21 protein-coding genes and 1 pseudogene are annotated in these 25501 nt (G+C 71.2%); 14 read left to right on the top strand and 8 right to left on the bottom strand.

Annotation, left to right across the window (positions count from 1 at the left end):
• Positions 1-39 precede the first annotated feature (39 nt).
• The 4 genes from H305_RS0143790 (at position 40) to H305_RS0143775 (ending at position 5523) form a co-directional block, all read left to right on the top strand.
• A complete protein-coding gene (locus H305_RS0143790; protein WP_028805973.1) occupies positions 40-618 on the top strand; it encodes a TerD family protein in 579 nt (192 codons plus the stop codon).
• Between the two features lie 59 nt (positions 619-677).
• The gene (locus tag H305_RS0143785; protein WP_028805972.1) at positions 678-2699 is read left to right on the top strand and encodes a TerD family protein; all 2022 of its coding nucleotides are present in this window, start codon (positions 678-680) and stop codon (positions 2697-2699) included.
• Positions 2700-2997: 298 nt separating this feature from the next.
• Positions 2998-3996, top strand: coding sequence for a TerC family protein (locus H305_RS0143780; RefSeq protein ID WP_028805971.1), 999 nt, complete (start codon positions 2998-3000; stop codon positions 3994-3996).
• Between the two features lie 426 nt (positions 3997-4422).
• Positions 4423-5523: a calcium:proton antiporter gene (locus tag H305_RS0143775; RefSeq protein ID WP_028805970.1), complete on the top strand. Its 1101-nt coding sequence runs from the start codon at positions 4423-4425 to the stop codon at positions 5521-5523.
• A 31-nt stretch (positions 5524-5554) separates the two neighbouring features.
• On the opposite strand, the gene H305_RS0143770 is transcribed toward H305_RS0143775, so the two are convergent.
• Both H305_RS0143770 and H305_RS0143765 read right to left on the bottom strand, forming a co-directional pair.
• Complete coding sequence (locus tag H305_RS0143770; RefSeq protein WP_199791554.1) at positions 5555-6856, bottom strand: MFS transporter; 1302 nt, start codon at positions 6854-6856, stop codon at positions 5555-5557.
• A 119-nt stretch (positions 6857-6975) separates the two neighbouring features.
• Positions 6976-8022, bottom strand: a complete 1047-nt coding sequence (locus tag H305_RS0143765) for a S66 family peptidase (RefSeq protein ID WP_028805968.1) — start codon at positions 8020-8022, stop codon at positions 6976-6978.
• Positions 8023-8123: 101 nt separating this feature from the next.
• On the opposite strand from H305_RS0143765, the gene aroQ reads away from it, so the two are divergent.
• Positions 8124-8597, top strand: coding sequence for a type II 3-dehydroquinate dehydratase (aroQ, locus tag H305_RS0143760; RefSeq protein ID WP_028805967.1), 474 nt, complete (start codon positions 8124-8126; stop codon positions 8595-8597).
• A gap of 554 nt (positions 8598-9151) precedes the next feature.
• Here the strand turns inward: aroQ and H305_RS0143755 are convergent.
• Both H305_RS0143755 and H305_RS0143750 read right to left on the bottom strand, forming a co-directional pair.
• Positions 9152-9808, bottom strand: coding sequence for an MBL fold metallo-hydrolase (locus H305_RS0143755; RefSeq protein WP_028805966.1), 657 nt, complete (start codon positions 9806-9808; stop codon positions 9152-9154).
• A gap of 9 nt (positions 9809-9817) precedes the next feature.
• Positions 9818-10507, bottom strand: coding sequence for a maleylpyruvate isomerase family mycothiol-dependent enzyme (locus tag H305_RS0143750; protein ID WP_028805965.1), 690 nt, complete (start codon positions 10505-10507; stop codon positions 9818-9820).
• A 224-nt stretch (positions 10508-10731) separates the two neighbouring features.
• Here H305_RS0143750 and uvrA point away from each other — a divergent pair, with 224 nt between their 5' ends.
• Positions 10732-13770, top strand: a complete 3039-nt coding sequence (gene uvrA, locus H305_RS0143745) for an excinuclease ABC subunit UvrA (RefSeq protein WP_028805964.1) — start codon at positions 10732-10734, stop codon at positions 13768-13770.
• 170 nt (positions 13771-13940) lie between these two features.
• Here uvrA and H305_RS0143740 read toward each other — a convergent pair whose 3' ends face one another.
• Positions 13941-14507, bottom strand: coding sequence for a YceI family protein (locus H305_RS0143740; RefSeq protein WP_028805963.1), 567 nt, complete (start codon positions 14505-14507; stop codon positions 13941-13943).
• Between the two features lie 100 nt (positions 14508-14607).
• On the opposite strand from H305_RS0143740, the gene H305_RS0143735 reads away from it, so the two are divergent.
• Positions 14608-15462 (top strand): helix-turn-helix domain-containing protein, encoded by an 855-nt coding sequence (locus H305_RS0143735; protein ID WP_028805962.1) that lies wholly within the window; start codon positions 14608-14610, stop codon positions 15460-15462.
• 9 nt (positions 15463-15471) lie between these two features.
• Here H305_RS0143735 and H305_RS0143730 read toward each other — a convergent pair whose 3' ends face one another.
• Together H305_RS0143730 and H305_RS0143725 are read right to left on the bottom strand one after the other, a co-directional pair.
• The gene (locus tag H305_RS0143730) at positions 15472-16383 is read right to left on the bottom strand and encodes a carbohydrate kinase family protein (RefSeq protein ID WP_028805961.1); all 912 of its coding nucleotides are present in this window, start codon (positions 16381-16383) and stop codon (positions 15472-15474) included.
• Positions 16380-17438: a LacI family DNA-binding transcriptional regulator gene (locus H305_RS0143725; protein WP_028805960.1), complete on the bottom strand. Its 1059-nt coding sequence runs from the start codon at positions 17436-17438 to the stop codon at positions 16380-16382. Before H305_RS0143725 ends, H305_RS0143730 begins: the two co-directional genes overlap by 4 nt.
• Positions 17439-17765: 327 nt before the next feature.
• Between H305_RS0143725 and H305_RS0143720 the strand changes: the two genes are divergently transcribed.
• Positions 17766-18191 carry a Rieske (2Fe-2S) protein gene (locus H305_RS0143720; RefSeq protein WP_028805959.1) on the top strand — a complete coding sequence of 142 codons (426 nt, stop codon included), beginning with the start codon at positions 17766-17768 and terminating at the stop codon, positions 18189-18191.
• An 18-nt stretch (positions 18192-18209) separates the two neighbouring features.
• Here the strand turns inward: H305_RS0143720 and H305_RS0143715 are convergent, their stop codons facing one another.
• Positions 18210-19157 carry a hypothetical protein gene (locus H305_RS0143715; RefSeq protein WP_028805958.1) on the bottom strand — a complete coding sequence of 316 codons (948 nt, stop codon included), beginning with the start codon at positions 19155-19157 and terminating at the stop codon, positions 18210-18212.
• A 235-nt stretch (positions 19158-19392) separates the two neighbouring features.
• Here H305_RS0143715 and H305_RS49140 point away from each other — a divergent pair, with 235 nt between their 5' ends.
• From H305_RS49140 to whiA, 6 genes and pseudogenes are all read left to right on the top strand, one after another.
• Positions 19393-19578 carry a hypothetical protein gene (locus H305_RS49140; RefSeq protein WP_037767570.1) on the top strand — a complete coding sequence of 62 codons (186 nt, stop codon included), beginning with the start codon at positions 19393-19395 and terminating at the stop codon, positions 19576-19578.
• A gap of 295 nt (positions 19579-19873) precedes the next feature.
• Positions 19874-20083, top strand: a pseudogene (locus H305_RS0143705) (response regulator transcription factor); the annotation flags it as partial.
• Between the two features lie 158 nt (positions 20084-20241).
• A complete protein-coding gene (uvrC, locus tag H305_RS0143700) occupies positions 20242-22287 on the top strand; it encodes an excinuclease ABC subunit UvrC (RefSeq protein WP_028805956.1) in 2046 nt (681 codons plus the stop codon).
• Entirely contained in the window at positions 22284-23357 is a 1074-nt protein-coding gene (gene rapZ, locus H305_RS0143695; RefSeq protein ID WP_028805955.1) for an RNase adapter RapZ, read from the top strand. Before uvrC ends, rapZ begins: the two co-directional genes overlap by 4 nt.
• Positions 23354-24424: a gluconeogenesis factor YvcK family protein gene (locus tag H305_RS0143690; RefSeq protein ID WP_028805954.1), complete on the top strand. Its 1071-nt coding sequence runs from the start codon at positions 23354-23356 to the stop codon at positions 24422-24424. Before rapZ ends, H305_RS0143690 begins: the two co-directional genes overlap by 4 nt.
• Complete coding sequence (gene whiA, locus H305_RS0143685) at positions 24415-25404, top strand: DNA-binding protein WhiA (protein ID WP_010987695.1); 990 nt, start codon at positions 24415-24417, stop codon at positions 25402-25404. Before H305_RS0143690 ends, whiA begins: the two co-directional genes overlap by 10 nt.
• Positions 25405-25501 lie beyond the last annotated feature (97 nt).

Raw genomic sequence — 25501 nt, 5'->3', positions numbered from 1 at the left:
TCCGCGGCAACAGGGGACAGTTCGAGAGGGGAACAGCGCGTGACGGTCAACATGACCAAGGGTCAGGCCATCAGTCTGCAGAAGAACGACGGGGGCACGCTGACCGCGGTGCGCATGGGCCTCGGCTGGCAGGCCGCTCCGAGGCGTGGCCTGTTCGGCTCGCGCACCCGGGAGATCGACCTCGACGCGTCCGCCGTGCTGTTCGCGGACAAGCAGCCCGTCGACGTGGTGTTCTTCCGTCACCTCGTCAGCGACGACGGCTCCGTACGGCACACCGGTGACAACCTGGTCGGCGGCGCGGGTCAGGGCGGCGACGACGAGTCGATTCTCGTCGACCTGCAGCGCATCCCGGTCCACATCGACCAGATCGTCTTCACCGTGAACTCCTTCACGGGCCAGACCTTCCAGGAAGTGCAGAACGCCTTCTGCCGTCTGGTCGACGAGACCAACGGCCAGGAGCTCGCCCGCTACACGCTCGCCGGCGGCGGGCAGTACACGGCCCAGATCATGGCGAAGGTGCACCGGGCCGGAGCCGGCTGGCAGATGACGGCCCTCGGTACGCCGGCCAACGGCCGCACGTTCCAGGACCTGATGCCGGCGATCCTGCCGCACCTGTAGGCGACGCGCCACACCGCACGAAGCGATACAGCGACATAGCGACACAGGGGGACAAGGCGATGACGGCCGAGCTGGTCCGGGGGCAGAACCACCCGCTCTCCCAGGTCCGTCTCGAGGTCCGGATCTCGGCCGGCAAACCGGTCGTGGCCGGGGCCACGCTCAGCGACGAGCAGGGCAAGATCCGAGGCGTCGAGTGGGTGGCTCACCCGGGCGCGCCCACACTGCCGGGGCTGGAGGTCTCCAAGCAGGCGGCGGCCGATCATCGCCTGGCGTTCGACCTCGACGCCCTGCCGGAGCATGTGCACCGGGTCAGTGTGCTGCTCGCACTGCCGTCCGGCGTCGGCGGCCCGGTCCGGTTCGGCGTCGTCGCCGCCCCCTTCGTCGCGGTCACCGGCCTCGACGGCGCGGAGGTCGCGAGCTACACCGTCACCGGCCTGGACGCCGAGTCCGCCGTCGTCGCCCTGGAGCTCTACCGCAGGCAGGGCGCCTGGAAGGTACGCGCGGTCGGCCAGGGGTACGCCGGCGGCCTCGCCGAACTCCTCGCCGACCAAGGCCTGCCCGAGGCCCAGCAGCTGGCCGGAAGCATCAATGAAGCGGTGGCGCGCGGAATGGCCCGTACGGTCGCCGCGCCCCCGCCGCGTACGGCGGACGCGGACCGGTCGCGGCAGGCGGCCAGTTCGGCGCCCGGAGCCGACCAGCCGTACCTGGGACCGCAGGGCGCCCCGGGGACCGTCACGCCGCCGCAGTCCCCGTACGACACGCCCGGTCCACAGGGGGGTGCGACGCAGGGGCAGGGCTACCCGGGCGGCGCCACACCGCCCGACCCCTCCGCCGTCACCCAGCCGTCCGCCTCCGCCGGCGGCGGGATCGACTACACCCACCCCGGCCGGCAGACCGCGGCACCGCCCCCGCCTCCGCCGACCGCGCCACCGGCCGAACCCGGCCGCCCCGCCCAGCCCGTCGCGGGCGACGCGACCGGCTGGTCCATGGACGAGCGGCTCTACAACCAGGTGTGGGGCATGTTCGAGGACCTCGCCCGCACCACCGCCGCCTACCGCAGTGCCGTCGACTTCGCCGACTCCCGAATGGAGAAGGAACTCGACCGGGTGCTTTCCGACCCGCGCAGCCGGATCGGCGGCCAGGGCGACGCGGCCCGTGAGGCGGCGCGCGCCAGGCACGCCCAGCTCGTCGACCAGGCCCGCGCGGCACTCGACCGGGATCTCGCCCAGCTCGTCGCCGAGTCCGAGGTCGTCGAGCCCGCGCTACCCATGGCATACGCACGCTGGGACAACCCCGTCTGGCACGGCTACCGGGTACCGATGGAGATCCCCATGGCCCTGCGCCTGGGCGATCTCAGCCTGCCCGAGAGCGAACGCCTGAGCATCCCGATGCTCCTGCGGCTGCCGCTGGAACGCGGCCTGTGGATCGACTGCGGCCGCACCTCCGCTGACGGCGGCCTCGCCGACGCCGACGAGCTGCGCCGCCTGGCGATGGACACGGCCGTCGCGCATGCCGCGCGGCTGCTCGCCGTCTATCCCGCCGGCGAGTTCACGGTGCACGTCATCGACCCCGCCGGTTCCGGAGCGTCCTCTCTCGCACCGCTGACGCAGTCCGGGGTGCTCGACGTGCCGCCCGCTGTCGGCGCCGCCGGCGTCTCCGAGGTCCTGGACCGGCTCACCCAGCGCGTCGACCTGGTGCAGATGGCGATCCGTGGCGGAGCGTCCGACTCGCTGCCGCCGGGGTTCGACACCGCCGAGCAGTTGCTGATCGTCAATGACTTCCCGCACGGGTTCGACGACCGTGCCGTGACCCAGCTGCGCTATCTCGCGGACGAGGGCCCGGCCGTCGGGGTGCACCTGATGATGGTGGCCGACCGCGAGGACGCCGCCGCCTACGGGCCGCTGCTCGACCCGCTCTGGCGTTCGCTGCTGCGGCTCACGCCGGTGGCCGACGACCACCTCGCCGACCCGTGGGTGGGGCACGCCTGGACGTACGAGCCGACGCTCGTCCCATCGGGCAGTCAGGTGCTCCAGCAGGTGCTGGCCCAGGTGGCCGCGGCCCGGCGCCCGTGGAATCGATGAGCATGCGCAGGGCCGAGCTTCTGGAGTGTGTCAAGTAACGGTAAAGCTCATCCGACCTGGGGATTTGGCTCTTCTTTTACCAATCGCTTTACCTTTCCTTGGTGGTTGGGTACTCTCGTTCGTGCGGAGGGGAGTACTCCCTACCTATGGCGACGTGCCCGTCAATACGGATCAGGCCAGATCCCGGGGCGTCGGCCCGCGGACACCGTGCGCATCACGCGCCCCGGCCGTCCCGGGTGGAAGAGACCTCCGGCAGCGACGACGCTGAGACCTGCCGTTACTTACTGCCGGAGGCGCAGTGGATGTTTCCCTGACCCTGTGGGTCCTGACGATCGTGGGCCTCGCCGCCCTCATCGCGGTCGACTTCTTCATCGGCCGCAAGCCGCACGACGTGTCGATCAAGGAAGCCGGAATCTGGACGATCGTCTGGATCGCCCTGGCCGGCCTCTTCGGACTCGGCCTGCTCGTCTTCTCCGGTGGCCAGCCCGCCGGAGAGTTCTTCGCCGGCTTCATCACCGAGAAGTCGCTGAGCGTCGACAACCTCTTCGTCTTCGTGCTGATCATGGCGAAGTTCGCGGTGCCCTCGCAGTACCAGCAGCGCGTGCTCCTCGTCGGTGTGCTCATCGCCCTCGTACTGCGCGCGATATTCATCGCCGCGGGTGCCGCGATCCTGGCCAGCTTCGCCTGGGTCTTCTACATCTTCGGCGCGTTCCTCATCTACACCGCCTGGAAGCTGATCCAGGAGGCCAGGACCGAGGAGGAGGACGAGGAGTTCGAGGAGAACCGCCTGCTGAAGGCGGCCGAGCGACGCTTCGGCGTGGCCGACCGGTACCACGGCACCAAGCTGTGGATCCAGCAGAACGGCAAGCGCGTCATGACGCCGATGCTCGTCGTCATGCTGGCGATCGGCACCACCGACGTGCTCTTCGCCCTCGACTCGATCCCCGCGATCTTCGGCCTCACCCAGGACCCCTACATCGTGTTCACGGCCAACGCGTTCGCGCTGATGGGGCTGCGGCAGCTGTACTTCCTCATCGGCGGGCTGCTCAAGAAGCTGGTCCACCTGAGCTACGGCCTGTCGGTCATCCTCGGCTTCATCGGCGTCAAGCTCGTCCTGCACGCGCTGCACGAGTCCGGCGTCCACGTGCCCGAGATCTCCATCCCGGTCTCCCTCGGCGTGATCTGCGCGGTCCTGGTGGTCACCACGATCACCAGCCTGATGGCCTCCAGGAAGCAGGCGGCGCGCGACGAGCAGGAGAGCGCCGGGGACAAGAGCCCGAAGAGCGTCGACGTCTGACGGCGTCGAACTGCGCGAACAGCCTCCGGGAGCGGCGTGCGGCGAGGAGCCGACCACCGCTCCCGGACCATGTCCGGGCACAGCGACGGACGGCACCGACCTCCGCTCCTCCCGACTCGTCCGGAGGAGCACACCCATGACGTCGACCAGGCACACCGGCCGCGGCCGCGAGTGCACCGACCCCACGGAGCCCCGAACGCACCACACGACACCGAACGACCAGGACGGCACGGCGACGATCCGAAGGCCCACAGTCCCGCCGTCCGGCCGCCGAACGCGACACACGGGAGATGACTGATGCGACACACGGGACACGACCGAGCCGACCTGGCGGCCGATCCCGGAAGCGAATCGTCCTCCACGACAGCGCAACGGACACCGGAGGACCGGAGTGCGGGCCCCACGAAGGACTGCGACGATCGCAGCATGATCGATCGGCTCCGGTCACCCCTCACGCAGTGGACGGCCGTCGTGCCCATGCTGGCGGTGGTCCTGCTGGTCTTCACCTGGGGACGCGACGTGCCCGGCCCGGTGGTGGTCCTGGTGACACTGGTGCTCGCCGGAGCCGTACTGGCAGCCGTCCACCACGCCGAGGTGGTGGCCCACCGGGTCGGCGAACCCTTCGGGTCCCTGGTGCTCGCCGTCGCCGTCACCATCATCGAAGTGGCCCTGATCGTCACCCTGATGGCGGACGGCGGTGCCAAGAGCGCGACGCTGGCCCGCGACACGGTGTTCGCGGCAGTGATGATCACCTGCAACGGCATCGTCGGTCTCTGTCTGCTCGTCGCCTCCCTGCGCCACAGGCTCGCCGTCTTCAACGCCGAAGGCACCGGAGCGGCTCTCGCCACCGTCGCGACGCTCGCCACGCTCAGCCTCGTCCTGCCGACCTTCACCACCAGCAAGCCGGGCCCCGAATTCTCCTCGGCCCAGCTCACCTTCGCCGCCCTGTCCTCACTCGTCCTCTACGGCCTGTTCGTCGCGACCCAGACCGTGCGGCACCGCGACTACTTCCTGCCGATCACCCGGCAGGGCGAGGTCATCCACGTGGACGACCACGCCGACGCACCCTCGGGTCCTGCGGCGGCGCTCAGCCTCGGAATGCTGGCCCTGGCCCTCGTCGGGGTGGTCGGACTCGCCAAGGGCGTGTCGCCCACCATCGAGTCCGGGGTGGAGGCGGCCGGCATGCCGGCCGCCGTGGTCGGCGTGATCATCGCCCTGCTCGTCCTGCTGCCCGAGACCATCGCCGCGCTCCGGTCGGCCCGCCGCGACCGGGTGCAGACCAGCCTGAACCTCGCACTCGGCTCCGCGATGGCCAGTATCGGACTGACCATTCCCGCCGTCGCCCTCGCGTCCGTCTGGCTCTCCGGACCGCTCGTCCTCGGCCTCGGTGCCACGCACATGGTGCTGCTCGCGCTCACCGTGGTGGTGAGCTCCCTGACCGTGGTTCCGGGCCGCGCCACCCCGCTCCAGGGCGGTGTCCATCTGGTGCTGTTCGCGGCCTATCTGGAACTCGCGGTCAACCCCTGAGCGCGGCTCGCACCAGGGACGGCACCCGCCCTCAGTCGGCCGCTTGTACGACCGCGAGGTGTGGCACCGACCGGGTCTCCGGGAGCAGCGCGAAGCATCCCAGGCTGAGCAGCGCGATCCCGGTCAGATACGCGGCCACACCCCAGGGGACACCCGGTCCGCTCGCCACCGCGGTCGCCACAATGGGCGTGAGCGCGCCACCGAGAACCCCGCCCAGGTTGTAGCCCACGGCGGCGCCCGTGCAGCGCACGCGGGGCTCGTACAACTCCGGCAGATACGCGGCGATGACGGCGAACATCGTGATGAACGCGATCAGGGCCACCAGGAAGCCGGCGAACATCAGCAGCGGCTCGCCGGTCGACAGCAGGGCGACCATGGGGAACATCCACAGCGCGGCGGCCGTGCAGCCCACCAGACACAGGGGGCGCCGCCCGAATCGGTCGCCGAGCAGGGCCATCACCGGTGTCAGACAGCCCTTGACCACCACCGCGGCCATGATGCAGGTCAGCATGACGGTACGGCTCACGCCCAGTCGCTCCACGCCGTACGCGAGCGCCCACGTCGTCACCGCGTAGAACACCGCGTAGCCGACCGCGAGTCCGCCGGCCGTCAGCAGCACCAGCCGCCAGTTGTCGCGCACCACCTCGGCGAGCGGCACGCGCGCGTGGTCCCGCATCTCCAGGAACTGCGGGCTCTCCGCCAGCGAACCGCGCAGCCACAGCCCCGCCGCCGCGAGCACGCCCGCGGTCCAGAACGGCACTCGCCACCCCCAGGCGGCGAACTGCGCGTCGGACAGCGTCGCCGACAGTGCCAGCATCACGCCGTTGGCCAGCACGAACCCCAGCGACGGGCCGACCTGCGGGAAGCTCGACCACAGCCCTCGCCGCTCGGCGGGCGCGTGCTCGGCGGTCAGCAGCACTGCCCCGCCCCACTCGCCGCCCAGGCCCAGGCCCTGGAGAAACCGCAGCACGAGAAGGAGTACCGGAGCGCTCACGCCGATGTGCTCGTACGTCGGCACACAGCCCACGGCGACGGTCGCCGTACCGGTCAGCAGCAGTGAGGCGACCAGGACGGGACGCCGCCCGCGCCGGTCCCCGAGATGCCCGAAGAGCACCGAGCCGAGCGGGCGGGCGACGAACCCGACACCGAACGTCGCGAAGGCCGCCAGCGTCCCCGCCAGCGGTGAGAACGTCGGAAAGAACAGCGGCCCCAGGACCAGAGCGGCCGCCGTCCCGTACACGAAGAAGTCGTAGAACTCGATTGCGGTCCCGGCGAGGGAGGCGGCCGCCAGCCGCAGCATGGAGGGCGCCCTTACGGTGCGTGCGTCGTGCATGCCGCGTCAACTACCCAGGGTGACGGGTGGTTACGGGGGCGTGCGGGTGCTCTCCACGGTGTCGGTCTACGCCGTCGGCGCACGACGGCCGCGTCGGTCGCGACCGCCGTGCGCCCGTGTCAGTACGTCACGGTGATGCGCCGTGCCGGGCCGTCCACCCGGACCGTGCCCCCGTAGGGGATGACGATCTGCGGATCGGTGTGTCCGAGGTCCACGTCGAAGACGACCATCGTGTCGGGCGCGTACCGGTCGACGGCCCGCAGCACCGCCTCGCGCTGCTCCCGCGTGTAACGGGCTTTGGCGTCGGCGTCGTTGGGGTGCTCGAACGACCAGGCCTTCGCACGGCCCATCAGCAGCGCCGGGAAACGCCGCAGCAGCCCGCGCTCGCCCATGCTGCGCAGGATCCAGAACACGTCGTCCGCCTTCGGCATGTCCTCCGAGGTCTCCAGGAACAGCACATGACCCTCGTACACGCCGGGATCGCGGGCGATCTCCCGGTCGGCCATCAGCAGCCAGGAGAGGATCTCGATGTTGCCGCCCCAGGAGCGGCCCTCCACGATCCTGTCCGGGCGGTGCCACGTCCAGCCGCCGCCCGGTTCCGACGCGGGTTCGGACTCGAACGTCGCGGGGTCCTCCCAGGGGCCGTTGACGTCACCGAACCGGTCAGTGGGACGCACCTCGTACGGTCCCGAGGTGAACAGCGCGGCGCGGAGCGACTCCGCGGTCAGCGGGTGCATCGCGACCGGGCGACCGAGTTCGCACATCACGCTGCCGCCGTGATAGCCGACGATTCCGGCGTTCCACAAGTACGCGAGCAGGTTGGTGTTGTCGCTGTATCCGAAGAAGGGCTTCGGATTCGCGCGGATCAACTCCCGGTCCAGCAGCGGCAGCACGGTGATCTGGTCCGCACCGCCGATGGACGAGACCACGGCCTTGACCGCCGGATCCGCGAACGCCGCGTGGATGTCGTCCGCGCGCTGCTGCGGCGTCGCCCCCATCTTGCGGGTGGTCGGATACTCGACCGGTTCCAGGCCGTACTCCGTGCGCAGCCGCTCCAGGCCCAGCTCGTAGGGGCGCGGGAAGAGTTCCGGCAGGCCCGCGGAGGGAGAGAGCACGGCGACGCGGTCGCCGGGCGAGGGCTTGGGGGGATAGCGGGGCGTCGTCATGACCGGAGGGTACGGGCCGTCGCCGCTTCGCCGCACCGTGATAAACCGGGTCCGAGCAGCGGTCCTCGAGGGGCCGTGAACCTGGAAGGACCGGAGGAACCGTGCCCCGCACCCTCGCCAACGCCCCGATCATGATCCTCAACGGACCCAACCTGAACCTCCTCGGGCAGCGTCAGCCGGAGATCTACGGGTCCGACACCCTCGCGGACGTGGAAGCGCTGTGCGCGAAGGCGGCAGCCGCGCACGGCGGCACGGTGGACTTCCGGCAGTCCAACCACGAGGGCGAGCTGGTCGACTGGATCCACGAGGCCCGCGTCCACCATGCCGGGATCGTGATCAATCCTGCTGCCTACTCGCACACTTCCGTGGCGATCCTGGACGCGCTCAACACCTGCGACGGTCTTCCGGTGGTGGAGGTCCACATCTCGAACATCCACCAGCGCGAACAGTTCCGGCACCACTCGTACGTCTCGCTCCGCGCCGACGGGGTCATCGCCGGCTGCGGTGTGCAGGGTTACGCCTTCGCGGTGGAGCGGGTGGCGGCGCTGGCCGGGACGGGGAAGGCGGACGCCTGAACCGGCGGCGGGCGTCGGAGCCGGGGCACGTCGAGGGCGTGGGGTGCGTACGAACCCGCGTACGCCTGGTGCAGGGGCGGCGTACGCGTCACCGACCGCCGCTGCTGTGTCGAGGAGCCGCCGCGGCGCTGGGCTGAGACACCCGAGGGCCGCGGGCAGTCGCGCCGACCCGGCTCACGACGTGCGCCCGGCACGTGGCCGGGGGCACGTCGACGGTACGCGACGAGCGGTGCAGGACCGCGTGCCGGTCAACCGAGTGTGCCGGGGCCGCCGGCCGAGGGCGGGGATCGAAGGCCGGCGGCCCGTTCCGCGCCGGAGCCGTCATCCTGCGCGGGGCTGGCTCCAGTGGACTGCACCAGTGACAGCGCCGGGAGCGCGCGCGTGACACCGGTGCGTGCGCTCGGTTCACACGGGGCGCGTGTTCAGGGCGCGCGGCCCGTGCGTGGAGAGCGCCGACCTAAGAGTCGCCCAGCGGCTCGGCGGGCTCAGCGGCATCGCGCCCGGGGGCCAGGCCGCACACAGGCTTCGGGTCGCGCGACGGCCCGGCGCGTGACTCACCAGCCGCGCGCGTGCCACTCCGGCAGGTGGGGCCGCTCCGCGCCCAGCGTCGTGTCGTTGCCATGACCGGGGTAGACCCAGGTCTCGTCCGGCAGCGCGTCGAAGATCTTGGTCTCGACGTCGTGGATGAGACTCTCGAACGCCTTCGGATCCTTGCGCGTGTTGCCCACGCCGCCCGGGAAGAGGCAGTCGCCCGTGAACACATGGGGGTGGCCGTGCGGGTCGTCGTAGACGAGCGCGATCGAGCCCGGGGTGTGTCCCACCAGGTGGCGCGCGGTCAGCTCGACATGTCCCACCCGGATCGTGTCGCCGTCGTCGACGGGGACGTCGGTCGGCACCGGGATGCCGTCGGCGTCGTCCCGGCCCGCGTAGGTGCGCGCACCCGTGGCCGCCACGACCTCGGCCAGTGCCTGCCAGTGGTCGCCGTGCCGGTGGGTGGTGACGACGGACGCGATGCCGTCGTCACCGATCAGACCGATCAGCGCCGAGGCGTCGTTCGCCGCGTCGATCAGGAGCTGCTCGTCGGTGGCCCGGCAGCGCAGCAGATAGGCGTTGTTGTCCATCGGGCCGACCGCGATCTTGGAGATCATCAGGTCCCGCAGCTCATGCACATCGGCAGGGCCGCCGACCTTCACCGCTCCGCTGTACGTCATGGCGGCAGCCTATAGCGGGGGGAGCGCGGGAAGCGCGTCGCCGCCGACGGTCAGGCCGGCGCCGTCACGGCGTCCCGCCAGCCAGCCGAGCAGCGCGGGCGCCGCACCGGTCACCGTGATATCGGGGTCGCCCTGCGGGGCGCGTCCCGTGCTCCACGCGCGCGTGCCGTCGGTGAGGCGGGTGGCCGGCACCTCGGGGTGTCCGCGGAAGCGGTCGGTGAGGAACTCGATCTCCCGTGCCACGAATTCCTCGGGGAGGTCTTCGAGCTCGTAGCCGATCCCCAGGTCCACGTGGTGCAGCTCGACCTCGATCCACCGCCGGAACGGAACCCGGGCCGCCGTGTCGGTGACCCCGTTGCGCAGCTCCACCGTGCGGGACCAGTCCGCGGGAACGGCCGCCGCGTCCTGGAAGCGGGCCGCGCTCGCCCGCACGTCGGCGAGCTGCGCGTCCACGGGGCGCGGCGCGTCCCGTTCGATGTCGGCGTCGCGCGCGCCGCCGGAGACGTACATGGGGCGTCCTTCGAGGACGTTCACCAGAGCGTCCGCGTTGCGGGCGAGGTGGGCGAGCACGTGGCCGCGGCTCCAGCCGGGCAGCCGTGACGGCTCGGCCGTGGAAGCGTTGTCCAGTTTGGTGGATGCGGTGAGCAGTCGTTCGGTCGCGTCACGTACAGACGCCAGGTCGCGCACATGATCAATCATGAGGTCGACCCTAGTCCCGCCACCCCTTCGGGTGAAGGTGGTCGACCGCCCCCGCAAATCGAATGTGCGTGCTATAAGCTCGGGTGCGGCGTCGGGCATGCTGGAGGCCCGGGGATTGTTGTGAACCAGCGAATACCGACCGGCGCTGTCAGTGGCTCCCCCTAGTCTGAGAAAGACGGGGGCCTCGGCCCCTGTCACTTCTCTCAAGAAAGGTGCGGACCGGCGTGGCCGACCGTCTCATCGTCCGTGGAGCGCGCGAGCACAACCTGAAGAATGTCTCGCTCGACCTCCCGCGCGACGCGCTCATCGTCTTCACGGGCCTGTCGGGGTCGGGCAAGTCCTCCCTCGCCTTCGACACGATCTTCGCCGAGGGCCAGCGCCGCTACGTCGAGTCGCTCTCGTCGTACGCCCGGCAGTTCCTCGGCCAGATGGACAAGCCGGACGTCGACTTCATCGAGGGCCTCTCCCCAGCGGTCTCGATCGACCAGAAGTCGACCTCGCGCAACCCGCGCTCGACAGTCGGCACGATCACCGAGGTCTACGACTACCTGCGTCTGCTGTTCGCGCGCATCGGCAAGCCGCACTGTCCCGAGTGCGGTCGCCCCATCACGCGTCAGTCGCCGCAGGCTATCGTCGACAAGGTCCTGGAGCTGCCGGAGGGGAGCCGCTTCCAGGTCCTGTCGCCGCTGGTGCGCGAGCGCAAGGGAGAGTTCGTCGACCTGTTCGCCGATCTCCAGACCAAGGGGTACAGCCGTGCCCGGGTCGACGGCGAGACGATCCAGCTCACCGAGCCGCCCGCGCTGAAGAAGCAGGAGAAGCACACCATCGAGGTGGTCGTCGACCGTCTCACGGTGAAGGACTCCGCCAAGCGCCGCCTCACCGACTCCGTCGAGACGGCCCTCGGTCTGTCCGGCGGCATGGTCGTGCTGGACTTCGTCGACCTCCCCGAGGACGACCCCGACCGCGAGCGCATGTACTCGGAGCACCTGTACTGCCCGTACGACGACCTGTCCTTCGAAGAGCTGGAGCCCCGCTCCTTCTCCTTCAACTCGCCCTTCGGCGCCTGTCCCGAGTGCACCGGCATCGGTACGCGCATGGAGGTCGACCCCGAGCTGATCGTCCCGGACGAGGAGAAGTCCCTCGACGAGGGCGCCATCCACCCCTGGTCGCACGGACACACCAAGGACTACTTCGGGCGCCTCGTCGGAGCCCTCGCCGACGCCCTGGGCTTCCGCACCGACATCCCGTTCGCGGGACTCCCGCAGCGCGCCAAGAAGGCCCTGCTCCACGGGCACAGGACGCAGATCGAGGTCCGCTACCGCAACCGGTACGGACGCGAGCGGGTCTACACCACGCCCTTCGAAGGGGCCGTCCCCTTCGTGAAGCGGCGGCACAGCGAGGCCGAGAGCGACGCCAGCCGCGAGCGCTTCGAGGGCTACATGCGCGAGGTGCCGTGCCCCACCTGTGAGGGCACGCGCCTGAAGCCGCTCGTCCTCGCGGTCACCGTGATGGAGAAGTCGATCGCGGAGGTCTCCGCGATGTCCATCAGCGACTGCGCGGACTTCCTCGGCGAGCTGAAGCTCAACGCCCGCGACAAGAAGATCGCCGAACGCGTCCTGAAGGAGGTCAACGAACGGCTGCGCTTCCTGGTCGACGTGGGCCTCGACTACCTGTCGCTGAACCGCGCGGCCGGCACCCTCTCCGGCGGCGAGGCTCAGCGCATCAGGCTCGCCACTCAGATCGGCTCCGGACTCGTCGGCGTCCTCTACGTCCTCGACGAGCCCTCCATCGGTCTGCACCAGCGGGACAACCACCGGCTGATCGAGACGCTGGTCCGGCTCCGCGACATGGGCAACACGCTCATCGTCGTCGAGCACGACGAGGACACCATCAAGGTCGCCGACTGGGTCGTCGACATCGGCCCCGGCGCGGGCGAGCACGGCGGCAAGGTCGTGCACAGCGGTCCCTTGAAGGAGCTCCTCGCCAACGCCGAGTCGATGACCGGCCAGTACCTGTCGCGCAAGAAGGAGATCGCGACCCCGGACATCCGCCGTCCCACCGACCCGAGCCGCAGGCTCACGGTGCACGGCGCCCGGGAGAACAACCTCCAGGACATCGACGTGTCCTTCCCGCTGGGCGTCCTCACGGCCGTCACCGGCGTCTCGGGCTCGGGCAAGTCCACCCTGGTCAACGACATCCTCTACACGCACCTGGCCCGCGAGCTCAACGGCGCGAGGAACGTCCCCGGGCGGCACACGCGCGTGGACGGCGACGACCTCGTCGACAAGGTCGTGCACGTCGACCAGTCGCCCATCGGCCGTACGCCCCGGTCCAACCCGGCGACGTACACCGGCGTCTTCGACCACGTCCGCAAGCTGTTCGCCGAGACGACGGAGGCGAAGGTCCGCGGCTACCTGCCCGGCCGCTTCTCCTTCAACGTCAAGGGCGGCCGCTGCGAGAACTGCTCCGGTGACGGCACCATCAAGATCGAGATGAACTTCCTGCCCGACGTGTACGTCCCGTGCGAGGTCTGCCACGGTGCGCGCTACAACCGGGAGACCCTGGAGGTCCACTACAAGGGCAAGTCGATCTCCGAGGTGCTCGACATGCCGATCGAGGAGGCCCTCGACTTCTTCGAGGCGGTCCCGGCGATCGCCCGCCACCTCAGGACACTGAACGACGTCGGTCTCGGCTATGTCCGGCTCGGCCAGTCCGCGCCCACGCTGTCCGGTGGTGAGGCGCAGCGCGTCAAGCTCGCCAGTGAGCTCCAGAAGCGCTCCACGGGCCGCACGGTGTACGTGCTCGACGAGCCGACCACCGGTCTGCACTTCGAGGACATCAGCAAGCTCATCTCCGTGCTGTCCGGCCTGGTGGAGAAGGGCAACACGGTCATCGTCATCGAGCACAACCTCGACGTCATCAAGACCGCGGACTGGGTCGTCGACATGGGCCCCGAAGGGGGCAACGGCGGTGGCCTCGTGATCGCCGAGGGCACTCCCGAGCAGGTCGCCGGAGTCCCGGCCAGCCACACCGGCAAGTTCCTGCGGGAGATCCTCGGCGCCGACCGGATCAGTGACGCCGCTCCCGTGAAGGCCGTGCGCAAGGCCGCGGCCAAGTCGGTGGCGGCCAGGGCCACGACGAGGAAGACGGCCACGAAGGCGGTCAACAACACGGCCACCAAGAAGGCGGCCGCGGCGACGAAGAAGACGGCCGCCAAGAAGGCCACCCCCGCGAAGAAGGCCACGCGAGCCCGCCAGGCCTGACCGGCTGACACAGCCGGCGGTCCCGGCCGGTCGACCGGCGGTGGGAAGACCTTCCCACCGCCGGTGCGAAGGCAGGCCGCCCGCAGGCACGACGCGCGGCCGAGTCCGACAAATCGCCAGAGACAAGGCGCCCGACGGGAACTCCCCGTGGGGCGCCGCCCGTTGAACAGTCAGCCGCCCTGTCCCTGCGGCTCGACGAACTGCATGTCCAACTGCACCTTGACAACATCACCGAGGAAACCGGTCCCGAAGTCCAGACCGAAATCACTGCGCCGGATCTCACCCGTGGCCTCGAAGCCCGCATGCCTGCGCTGGTCGGCGGGGGAGTCCACCACCCCGCCGAACTCGACGGCGAGCGTCACCGGCCGGGTCACGCCTCCGATGGTCAAGTCCCCCTCCATCGACCACTCCTCGCCGTCGCCGAAGACCCGCGTCGAAGCGAAGGACATCGTCGGCCGCTTCTCGACGTCGAGCAGGTCGGCCGAGCGGGTGTGCGCGTCCCGGTCCGGGTTGCCGGTGTCGATGGAGGCCAGGGCGATCTCGGCTCCCACCTTGATGGCGTCGGCCGTCTCACCGACGTGGAGCGAGGCCTGCACGTCGGCGAAACGTCCGCGCACCTTGGCGATCCCGAGGTGGCGGATGGTGAAGTTGACAGCCGAGTGCAGCGGATCGAGCTCCCAGTCGCCGGCGGACAGCGGCAGCGAAGCGTGCGTGGCAGGGGAGTTGTCGTAAGTCATGGCACCACCGTGCGGGGCCGGAGGGAAAGGAGGGAGACCGGACGGATGGTGGTAGTGACAGGGCCACGATCCGAGGCCACGCGCGCTGTACGTTCGACAGGTGAGCGACAACGAACTGGGCACCTTCCTGCGCACACGACGTGAAGCGATCACACCCGCCCAGGCGGGGCTGCCGGTCGGCCCCCGCCGCCGCACGCCGGGACTGCGCCGCGCCGAACTGGCCACGCTCGCCGGAATCAGCGTCGAGTACCTCATCCGTCTGGAACAGGGCCGAGACCGCAACCCCTCGCCCCAGGTCCTGGGCGCGCTCTCCGACGCCCTGCAGCTGCCCGTGACGGAACGGTTCCTGCTGCGCCGGCTCGCCAAGGAGTCCGGTCACGACGCCATCCTCTGCTCGGCGGCCGCGGCGCCCACCCACGCGGTGCGCCCCTCCGTCCAGGCCCTGCTGGAGCGGCTGGAACCCACACCGGCCGTTCTCCTGAACTGGATCGGCGACATCCTGGCGTACACCAGCGGCTATCGCCGCCTCACCGGGCCACTGGGGATGCTCGACGGCCGGCAGCCGAACATCCTCCGGTACGTGTTCACCGACGAGCGGGCCCCCACCGCATTCACCGACTGGGACCAGGTCGCCGACACACAGGTCGCGCACCTGCGGCACGAGGCGCCGCTCCACGACCCCCATGTCACCGCCTTGGCCGACGAGCTGACCGTCACGGCGGGAGCCCGCTTCGCCGACCGGCTCGCCGCGGTACCGGCCATGCCCCGCCGCGCGGGGATCGACCTCGTCACCCACCCCGAGGTCGGACCGCTGCGCTTGTCGTACGAGACGCTCGCACTGCCGGACGACGGCCACCGCATGGTCGTGCACCTGCCCGCGGACGAGGCCACGGCCGCCGCGCTCGACCGGCTCGACGGGCGGCAGCCGGGCGCTCTGCGGGCGGTCGGCGGCTGAGCGCGTCGCTCACAAGGCTCCGAGTTCGGAGGCGTACGGCGGTTCGGCCCCCGCGCGCGAGCACGTGATCGCCGCGGCGCGGGCCGCGAAGCGCAGCAGTCGGGTCCAGTCGTCGGTGTCCAGTTCCGTCAGCGCGGCCGGTGAGAGGGCATTTCGGGCGGCCAGACCGTGCAGCAGCGCCGCGTTCACCGTGTCGCCCGCGCCGATGGTGTCCACGACCTCGACCGGTTCGCCGGGCACGGAGAGTTCCCGGCCGTCGAGGGTGAACACGGTCAGCCCGTCGCCGCCGCGGGTGATCACCACGGCACCGGGGCCGGACGCCAGCCACTCGCGCGGGGTCCCGCCGAGCCATTCGGCGTCCTCCTGCGAGAGCTTGAGGAGCGACACGGACGGCAGCCAGCTCTTGAACCGGGCCCGGTAGGCGTCCGGGTCGGGGATGAGCACGGCCCTGATGTTCGGGTCGAGCGCGGTGAACACGCCACGCGCGGCGGCGGCCCGCATCAACTCCTCGTACGCGGTCGCGCCCGGTTCCAGGACCAGCGAGCACGTACCGAAGGACACCGCCCTCGCGGCGTCGGGGAGCCCGTCGGCCGCCGAGAAGAGGCGGTCCGCCGTGCCTTCGACGTAGAAGGAGAATCCCGCCGAGCCGTCCGGGCCGATCGTCGCGACGGCGAGCGTCGTCGGCTCCGCGCCGCGCTGCACGAGGGAGACGTCGACGTCCGCCTCGCGCAGCCCGCCCAGGAGCGCCTCGCCGAAGGCGTCCGCCGAGACGCGGGAGCAGAAGGCGGTGGGGGAGCCGAGGCGGCCGAGGGCCACCGCCGTGTTGTACGGTCCGCCGCCGAGGCGCGGCAGCAGGCCCACGAGGGCGCCCGCGCCCTGCGGTACCAGATCGATCAGGGCCTCACCGGCGACGACGATCACGACTCGGGTCCTTTCCTGCGGTGCTCGGGCTCGGGGGAGTTGTCGGGGCAGCCGCACGACGTGCGATGGACGAAGGAGGACGGCAGCCGGAGGGTACGGCCCGCCCGATCGGGGGACGCCAGCCGGTCCAGGAGCAGGCGTACGGCCTGGGCGCCGATCTCCTTGCTGGGCTGGGAGATCGCGGTCAGCCGCGGGGTGAACAGGTCGGCCCACGCGAAGTCGTCGAAGCAGCACAGCGCCAGGTCGTCCGGCACGGACAGGCGCAGGCCGCGCAGGGTTCGCAGAGCGCCGATGGTCATCGCGTTGTTGGCGGTGACGAGCGCGGTGGGCGGTGCCGGGAGTGACAGAAGGCCGTGGGTGGCCTTCTCGGCGGCGTCCGCCCGGGAGTTGCCGTGGGCCACGAGCCGTTCGTCGTAGGGGAGCCCGGCCTGTGCGAGGCCGTGCCGGTAGCCGGTGATCCGCTCGGTCGTGGTGCTGAGCCCGGGCAGGCCCGCGACCAGGGCGATGCGCCGGTGCCCCCGTTCGGCGAGGTGGGTGACCAGGTGCGCCACAGGCTCGGTGTTCTCCGTGCACACCTGGTCGAAGCGGAAGGAGGAGCCGGCGGGGGAGTCGACGAGTCGGTCCAGGAACACGGTGGGCACCTCGTGCTGCGCGAGGTGACGCAGCAGCCCCTCCGGCTCCGCCGAGGGCGCGATGATCATGCCGTCGACACGTCGTTCGTGCAGCAGTTGCACGACCTTGCGCTCGTGCTCCGGGTCGTCGTGCGGATCGGCGATGAGCAGGCTGTAGCCGTGCTGCAGAGCGCCGGCCTCGACACCCTGGAGGATCTCCGTGAAGTACGGGTTGCTGATCGCCGACACCGCGAGCCCGATGGACCGGGTGCGGGAGGTCACCAGCGAGCGGGCCAGGGTGTTGGGCGTGTACCCGAGCTCGTCGATGGCGTCGAGGACGGCCTGGCGCGTCGCGGGCAGCACGGGGCGCGTGGCGTTGAGCACGTGCGAGACGGTGGCGATGGACACGCCCGCGCGCCGAGCCACATCGACCATCGTCGCCATGGCGTTCCCTCCGCCCGTAGCCGCTTCCTAGCCGGGGAACGTATCTCATCCGCGGCACGGCGTAAACGCTTACGCAAGGATGCGCGTAAGCGTTTACGCGCGGGTGTCCTTGCCGGCGCTCGCCGCGGCTCGGCTCCGGCCTCCCCCGGCTCGGGCGGAATGACCGGTACCGGTATCGTCGACGAACGACGCGATCGCGTCCGTCGAGGCGGCCGAAACGGCCCGAAGCGTGCCCAGGCGCGCTCGGGCGCCGAAGGCAGGGACGCACAGGGCTCGCTCCATGCCGCCCGATGCCCTTCGAGAACGCCCTCGACCAGTGGAGATGCCATGCCTGGCCGTCCGTCCGCGAGCCGCCGCACCGTGTTGCGGGGAGCCGCGACAGCCCCGGTCGCCGGGTTCGCCCTGACCGCCTGTTCCGGCGGTACGGGCGGCGCGGCCCCCGCGACACCGACCGCGCCGGTCGAGCTGGGCGCTGAGAGCGAGATCGCCAGGGGCGGCGCCAAGCTGTACCGGGATCACAACGTCGTGGTCAGCCGTGCCGAGGACGGTTCGCTGAAGGCGTTCAGCACGATCTGCACCCATGCCGGGTGCCCCATCAACAAGCTGGAGGGCACGACACTGACGTGCCCGTGCCACGGCAGCGAGTTCGACGCCGCGACGGGCGAGGTGCTGCACGCGCCGGCGACCGTGCCGCTGAACGAACTTTCCGTCGAGGCCAAGGGCGGGAGGATCGTCGCGGGGCCGGGCGCCTGAGTCGGCGCCCGGCCCCGGTCACTCCCAGTCCCAGCCGATCCCCACGATCCCCGATCGCACACGCGGCTCGACCAGATGCACCGAACGGTGGTGGCCGCTCAGCGTCAGCTCCTGGCGGCCGCCGCGCGGAGCGGCCGCCGAGTGCTGCGTGAAGCGGTGGCAGCGCACGGGCATGGCGCCCTCGGCGAACCGCACCTGGAGCGCGTACTGCCCGCCCGCGAAGCCGAACCCGCGGACGTACTCGGTGGACGCGCCGGCCGTGCCGTCGTCGAAGCCGTAGCGGAAGAGGAACGTGTCGCCGGCGCGCAGGCGTGTGTCGAAGAGCAGCTCGGCCACGAGCAACCCGGTGTCGTGGTGCCGGCGCACCCGCCCCGTACGGCAGTTCTCCAGGGCCCGCACCGTCATCCGCTCGGGCACGCAGCCGGGGTCGCCGTGGTGGATCGCGACATAGCGGTCCACGCCGTCCCTGTGGGCCCGCACTATGTGGTGCGATTCGCGGCCGAGCAGTTCGCGGTGCGCGCCGATGTGTACGCGTTCGTGGTGGCCGATGGTGTGCAGTCCCCCGTCGAGCGGTGACTCCAGCTCGGCCAGCAGCTGCTCCTGGACGCTGGAGGCCGCCACCAGGGAACGGTAGGTGCGGCCCGCGGGGCGTTCCGGGCCGGACCGTTCGTCGGCCTCGGTGAGCAGCCGGATCAGCGACTCGTCCGGAAGCCGCAGGATCTCCTCCAGGGCGCGTACGGCCCGCAGGGACTCGGGGCGCTGCGGGCGCCGGGCGCCCTGCTGCCAGTAACTGAGGCTCGTCACCCCCACCTTGACCCCGTACCGGGTCAAGTGGTGCTGCACGCGCTGGAGGGGGAGGCCGCGGGCGGTGATGGCGGCGCGGAGCGCGACGTGGAATGGCCCGCCCCGCAGGGCCGTCTCCAGTTCCGCCGCGGCGCTGTCCGCCTGCTGTGTGCCGTGCCGCATGCAGGGGCCTTTCTGTGAATGTCCACAACGGCTGGTCAGGCCGTTCGTGTGGGGCGCGGGGGTCGCCAGGTCGGCGCATGGGAGCCCGTTCACACGCAGGTGCAGCCGTTCACGCCCCGAGTTCCCCCGCATTGAAGCGTGTTGACCAAGCCGCGACAACACCTGATGCTCAACATGCTCCACCGCGGCGTCCGGAGCCCTCCTCCATTCCTCACCCCCACCCGGGAGCATCGCGATGCGCCACAGCGTGCTGTGCGTGCTTGCCGCCCGCGCGGAACACACCGACCCGGCGGTCGTCGTGGCGTCCGTCGTCGCGGGCGTCGGCGCGTTCGTCGCCCTCGTCCTCAGCGCCGTGCGGGCCGTGCGCCGAAGGCGCCGCCGCCGCCCGCGACGTCACCCGGACCCGCCGCGCCGACCGTGAGCAGGCCGCGCTGCGGCGCGTCGCCACCCTGGTCGCCCGTGGTGATGCGCCGCGCGAGGTGTTCTCCGCGGTCGCGCGCGGTGGGACTCGTCCTGGGCACCGGGGCCGTCGCCGTCCTGAGGTACGGGGCCGACGGCGCCGCCACGGTGCTCGGCTGGGCACCGGGGCGGCGCCGCACCGGGCCCGGCAGCGGGGATGGTCGCCGCGATCGGCCCGGCGTCCGGGGGCGGGGCCTACGCCCGGCCCGTCCCCGGCCGACGGGGCCGACGGGGCGGGCGGTAGGGGCGGAGCGGGACCCCTGACGTTGCTCAGCACCCGGGAACGCGAAGTCCTGGAGCTGAAGGCCGAGGGTCGCTCGAACGCCGGGATCGGCCGTCGGCTGTGGGTCGCCGAGGGCACCGTCGAGAAGCGCGTCCGCAGCATCCTGGGCAGGCTGCGCCTTCAGGAGGACACCGACGACCACCGCCGGGTCCTCGTGGTGCTGACGTTCCTGGAGTCGCGCTGAGGGGGCGGCGCCGACCCGCGGTGCCGGGTCGTTGCCGGCCTGCGGTCGCGGGCCGATGACGAGGCCACGTGGGAGCGTCCGAGCCGCCCCGGCAGTTCTGTCCACAGGCAGGCCGGGAGCCCGCCGCGCTGTCGGTCCCCGCCAGTAGGGTGTGTGACATGGCCGACCCCTCCAGTTACCGCCCCAAGCCGGGACAGATCCCGGACTCGCCCGGGGTGTACAAATTCCGCGACGAGCACCGCCGGGTGATCTACGTCGGAAAGGCGAAGAGCCTCCGCCAGCGCCTGGCGAACTACTTCCAGGACCTGGCCAGTCTCCACCCGCGCACCCGCACCATGGTCACGACGGCCGCGTCGGTGGAGTGGACGGTGGTGTCCACGGAGGTCGAGGCCCTTCAGCTGGAGTACAGCTGGATCAAGGAGTTCGACCCCCGGTTCAACGTCAAGTACCGCGACGACAAGAGCTATCCGTACCTCGCGGTCACGATGAACGAGGAGTTCCCCCGCGTACAGGTGATGCGCGGCCAGAAGAAGAAGGGCGTGCGCTACTTCGGCCCGTACGGCCATGCGTGGGCGATCCGCGACACCGTGGACCTGCTGCTGCGCGTCTTCCCCGTCCGCACCTGCTCCGCGGGCGTCTTCAAGAACGCGGCCCGCACCGGACGCCCCTGCCTCCTCGGCTACATCGGAAAGTGCTCCGCCCCGTGCGTGGGACGTGTCCCCGCGGAGGAGCACCGCGAACTGGCCGAGGATTTCTGTGACTTCATGGCAGGCCGTACAGGGACGTACATCCGCCGCCTGGAGAAGCAGATGACGGACGCGGCCGAGGAGATGGAGTACGAGCGGGCGGCCCGCCTCCGCGACGACATCGAGGCCCTTAAGAAGGCCATGGAGAAGAGCGCGGTCGTGCTCGCCGACGCGACCGACGCCGATCTGATCGCCGTCGCCGAGGACGAGCTCGAAGCCGCCGTGCAGATCTTCCACGTACGCGGAGGGCGTGTGCGCGGCCAGCGCGGCTGGGTCACGGACAAGGTGGAGGCCGTCACCACCGGTGACCTGGTCGAGCACGCGCTCCAGCAGCTCTACGGCGAGGAGAAGGGCGACTCCGTCCCCAAGGAGGTGCTCGTCCCGGCGCTGCCCGCGCCCGTGGAGCCGGTCCAGGAATGGCTCACCGAGCGCCGCGGCTCGAACGTGTCGCTGCGCATCCCGCAGCGCGGCGACAAGAAGGCGCTGATGGAGACCGTCCAGCGCAATGCGCTCCAGTCGCTCGCCCTGCACAAGACCAAGCGCGCGTCCGACCTGACCACCCGCTCGCGCGCCCTGGAGGAGATCGCCGAGGCCCTCGACCTGGAGAGCGCGCCACTGCGGATCGAGTGCTACGACATCTCCCACCTCCAGGGCGACGACGTGGTGGCCTCGATGGTCGTCTTCGAGGACGGGCTCCAGCGCAAGAGCGAGTACCGCCGCTTCCAGATCAAGGGCTTCGAGGGCCAGGACGACGTCCGGTCGATGCACGAGGTGATCACCCGTCGCTTCCGGCGCTACCTGGCGGAGAAGGAGAAGACGGGGGAGTGGGCCGACGGCGAGGGCGCGCTCACCGAGGAGGACGGCCGTCCCAAGCGGTTCGCCTACCCGCCCCAGCTCGTCGTGGTCGACGGCGGACAGCCGCAGGTCGCGGCGGCGAAGAAGGCCCTCGACGAACTGGGCATCGACGACATCGCGGTGTGCGGACTGGCCAAGCGTCTGGAGGAGGTCTGGCTGCCCGGGGAGGACGACCCGGTCGTCCTGCCGCGCACCAGCGAGGGCCTCTACCTGCTCCAGCGGGTCCGTGACGAGGCCCATCGCTTCGCGATCACCTACCAGCGCGCCAAGCGGGCCAAGCGCTTCCGGTCCAGCCCCCTGGACGACGTGCCGGGCCTGGGGGAGACGCGCAAGCAGGCGCTGATCAAGCACTTCGGTTCGGTCAAAAAGCTGCGATCCGCGACAATCGACCAGATCTGCGATGTTCCCGGCATAGGCCGCAAGACGGCGGAGACCATCGCCGTGGCACTCGCCCAGGCGGCCCCGGCCGCGCCCGCCGTGAACACGGCGACTGGAGAGATCATGGGAGACGAGGAAGACGGGGCGCCCGAATCGACGGCGGGCTCCCCGGAGGAGCCCGTGACCGCGGGCGCCTCTGACGAGCGACGGGGGCAGGAGACATGACCGAGCACGACGCACACGAAGAACAACAACAGCCGCAGGGCCCAGGGGCCCGCCCCGCACACGAAGCGCCCGCACACGAAGCGCCGCACGCGGCGCCCGCGGACGAGGCGCACAGGGAAGCGAGCGAGGATCACCTGGCGGGCGAAGCGCCCCAGGAAGACGGAGCACAAGTGGGTACGGGCATCGAGACGGCCGGGGTTCCCGACACGGCCATCCCCGAGCTGGTGATCATCTCCGGCATGTCCGGAGCCGGCCGCTCGACGGCGGCCAAGTGTCTGGAGGACCTCGGCTGGTTCGTCGTCGACAACCTGCCGCCCGCCCTGATCCCCACCATGGTGGAGCTCGGCGCCCGGTCCCAGGGCAATGTGGCACGGATCGCGGTCGTCGTCGACGTACGCGGCCGCCGCTTCTTCGACAACCTCCGCGAGTCCCTCGCCGACCTGGAGTCGAAGCACGTCACCCGGCGGATCGTGTTCCTGGAGTCCTCCGACGAGGCCCTGGTGCGCCGCTTCGAGTCGGTGCGGCGCCCGCACCCCCTCCAGGGTGACGGCCGCATCGTCGACGGCATCGACGCCGAGCGTGAGCTGCTGCGCGAGCTGCGCGGCGACGCCGACCTGGTGATCGACACCTCCAGCCTGAACGTGCACGAGCTGCGCGCCAAGATGGACGCCCAGTTCGCGGGCGAGGAGGAGCCCGAGCTGCGGGCCACCGTCATGTCCTTCGGCTTCAAGTACGGCCTGCCGGTCGACGCCGACCTCGTGGTGGACATGCGCTTCCTGCCCAACCCGCACTGGGTCCCGGAGCTGCGCCCCTTCACCGGCCTGAACGAAGAGGTCGCGGCCTACGTCTTCAACCAGCCCGGCGCCAAGGAGTTCCTCGACCGCTACGCCGAGCTGCTGCAGCTCATCGCCGCCGGGTATCGCCGCGAGGGCAAGCGGTATGTGACCATCGCGGTCGGCTGTACCGGCGGCAAGCACCGCTCGGTCGCCACCTCCGAGAAGCTAGCCGCGCGACTCGCCTCCCAGGGTGTGGAGACCGTCGTCGTGCACCGTGACATGGGACGCGAATGACAGGACGTGCCGCACTGCGGCTGAGCAGGCTGCGGCGGACCACCCCGGAGGGACGGGGTGGTGCGCCCGCCGAGGCGCGCGGCGGGCGCCCGCGCCGTCGGGGCACCCAGCCCAAGGTCGTCGCCCTCGGCGGCGGCATGGGCCTGTCCGCCTCTCTCGCCGCGCTGCGCCGGATCACCGGCGACCTCACCGCCGTCGTGACCGTGGCCGACGACGGAGGCTCCAGCGGGCGCCTGCGCGACGAGCTGGGCGTCCTGCCGCCCGGCGACCTGCGCAAGGCCCTGGCCGCCCTGTGCGGCGACGACGACTGGGGCCAGACCTGGGCGCGGGTCATCCAGCACCGCTTCCAGTCCAAGGGCGACCTGCACGAACACGCCGTCGGCAATCTGCTGATCGTCGCCCTCTGGGAGCAGCTCGGCGACCACGTCCAGGCACTGGACCTGGTCGGCAGACTCCTGGGCGCGCAGGGCAGGGTGCTGCCCATGTCCGCCGTCCCACTGGAACTGCAGGCCCTGGTCAAGGGCCACGACCCGGACCGGCCCGACGACGTCGACACGGTGCGGGGCCAGGCCACGGTGGCGCTCACGCCCGGCGAGGTGCAGTCCGTGCACGTCGTGCCGCACGACCCGCCGGCCGTCCCCGAGGCGGTGGCGGCGGTCCTGGACGCGGACTGGGTGGTCCTCGGGCCGGGCTCCTGGTTCTCCTCGGTGATCCCGCATCTGCTGGTGCCGGAGCTGCTGGACGCGCTCACGCAGACCAAGGCACGCCGGGTACTCTCCCTGAACCTCGCCCCGCAGCCCGGAGAAACCGAAGGCTTCTCCCCGCAGCGTCATTTGGAGGTTTTGGGGCGACACGCCCCTAAACTCGCCCTGGACGTGGTGCTGGCCGACGAGGCCGCCGTGCCCGACCGCGACTCACTCACCGACGCCGCCAAGGGGTTCGGCGCCGCGGTCGAGCTGGCGCCGGTGGCCCGGCCCGACGGATCTCCGCGGCACGACCCGGAGCTGTTGGCAGCCGCGTACGACCGTATTTTTCGGATGCATGGAAGGATCGGCCCATGGCGATGACGGCAGCGGTGAAAGACGAGATCTCCCGGCTTCCCGTCACGCGGACCTGCTGCAGAAAGGCGGAGGTCTCCGCCATTCTGCGGTTCGCCGGCGGCCTCCACCTGGTGAGCGGCCGCATCGTGATCGAAGCGGAGCTGGACACCGCGATGGCGGCACGCCGCCTGAAGCGGGACATCTTGGAGATCTTCGGTCACAGCTCCGAGCTGATCGTGATGGCGCCCGGCGGACTGCGCCGCGGCTCACGCTACGTCGTGCGCGTCGTCGCGGGCGGCGACCAGCTGGCCCGCCAGACGGGTCTCGTGGACGGTCGCGGCCGTCCGATCCGCGGACTGCCCCCACAGGTGGTCTCGGGGGCCACCTGTGACGCGGAGGCGGCCTGGCGCGGAGCGTTCCTCGCACACGGCTCGCTCACCGAGCCGGGCCGGTCCTCCTCCCTGGAGGTGACCTGCCCCGGTCCGGAGGCCGCGCTCGCCCTGGTCGGCGCCGCCCGCCGGCTCTCGATCGCGGCGAAGGCCCGCGAGGTGCGCGGGGTGGACCGCGTGGTCGTCCGGGACGGTGACGCGATCGGCGCGCTGCTCACCCGGCTGGGTGCCCACGAGTCGGTGCTGGCCTGGGAGGAGCGGCGGATGCGCCGCGAGGTCCGCGCCACCGCGAACCGTCTCGCCAACTTCGACGACGCCAACCTGCGTCGCTCGGCCCGTGCCGCCGTCGCCGCCGGGGCCCGCGTGCAGCGCGCCCTGGAGATCCTCGCCGACGAGGTGCCCGAGCACCTCGCCGCCGCCGGTCGGCTGCGCATGGAGCACAAGCAGGCCTCCCTGGAGGAGCTGGGAGCGCTCGCCGACCCGCCGCTGACCAAGGACGCCGTCGCGGGACGTATCCGCCGCCTGCTGGCGATGGCCGACAAGCGGGCCCAAGACCTCGGCATCCCCGGTACGGAGTCGAACCTCACCGAGGAGATGGCGGACAACCTCGCCGGCTGACCCCGGGCGGCCCACGATCCCCGGAGCCCGGAGCCCGGAGCCCGGAGCCCGGAGCCCGGAGCCCGGAGCCCGGAGCCCGGAGCCCGGAGCCCGGAGC

The sequence above is a fragment of the Streptomyces sp. 142MFCol3.1 genome (assembly GCF_000424945.1).
GTDB lineage: Bacteria > Actinomycetota > Actinomycetes > Streptomycetales > Streptomycetaceae > Streptomyces > Streptomyces siamensis.
The sequence above is the reverse complement of the archived record's forward strand: the minus strand, read 5'-3'. Positions and strand labels throughout refer to the sequence as shown.

Coding starts and splice junctions, on each gene's coding strand:
- H305_RS0143770 (WP_199791554.1), bottom strand. CDS start 6,856: ATGCACGACGCACGCACCGTAAGGGCGCCCTCCATGCTGCGGCTGGCG.
- H305_RS0143740 (WP_028805963.1), bottom strand. CDS start 14,507: ATGACTTACGACAACTCCCCTGCCACGCACGCTTCGCTGCCGCTGTCC.
- H305_RS0143775 (WP_028805970.1), top strand. CDS start 4,423: ATGATCGATCGGCTCCGGTCACCCCTCACGCAGTGGACGGCCGTCGTG.
- H305_RS0143785 (WP_028805972.1), top strand. CDS start 678: ATGACGGCCGAGCTGGTCCGGGGGCAGAACCACCCGCTCTCCCAGGTC.
- H305_RS0143690 (WP_028805954.1), top strand. CDS start 23,354: ATGACAGGACGTGCCGCACTGCGGCTGAGCAGGCTGCGGCGGACCACC.
- H305_RS0143765 (WP_028805968.1), bottom strand. CDS start 8,022: ATGACGACGCCCCGCTATCCCCCCAAGCCCTCGCCCGGCGACCGCGTC.
- rapZ (WP_028805955.1), top strand. CDS start 22,284: ATGACCGAGCACGACGCACACGAAGAACAACAACAGCCGCAGGGCCCA.
- uvrC (WP_028805956.1), top strand. CDS start 20,242: ATGGCCGACCCCTCCAGTTACCGCCCCAAGCCGGGACAGATCCCGGAC.
- H305_RS0143725 (WP_028805960.1), bottom strand. CDS start 17,438: ATGGCGACGATGGTCGATGTGGCTCGGCGCGCGGGCGTGTCCATCGCC.
- H305_RS0143715 (WP_028805958.1), bottom strand. CDS start 19,157: ATGCGGCACGGCACACAGCAGGCGGACAGCGCCGCGGCGGAACTGGAG.
- H305_RS0143755 (WP_028805966.1), bottom strand. CDS start 9,808: ATGACGTACAGCGGAGCGGTGAAGGTCGGCGGCCCTGCCGATGTGCAT.
- H305_RS0143750 (WP_028805965.1), bottom strand. CDS start 10,507: ATGATTGATCATGTGCGCGACCTGGCGTCTGTACGTGACGCGACCGAA.
- H305_RS0143720 (WP_028805959.1), top strand. CDS start 17,766: ATGCCTGGCCGTCCGTCCGCGAGCCGCCGCACCGTGTTGCGGGGAGCC.
- whiA (WP_010987695.1), top strand. CDS start 24,415: ATGGCGATGACGGCAGCGGTGAAAGACGAGATCTCCCGGCTTCCCGTC.
- H305_RS49140 (WP_037767570.1), top strand. CDS start 19,393: ATGCGCCACAGCGTGCTGTGCGTGCTTGCCGCCCGCGCGGAACACACC.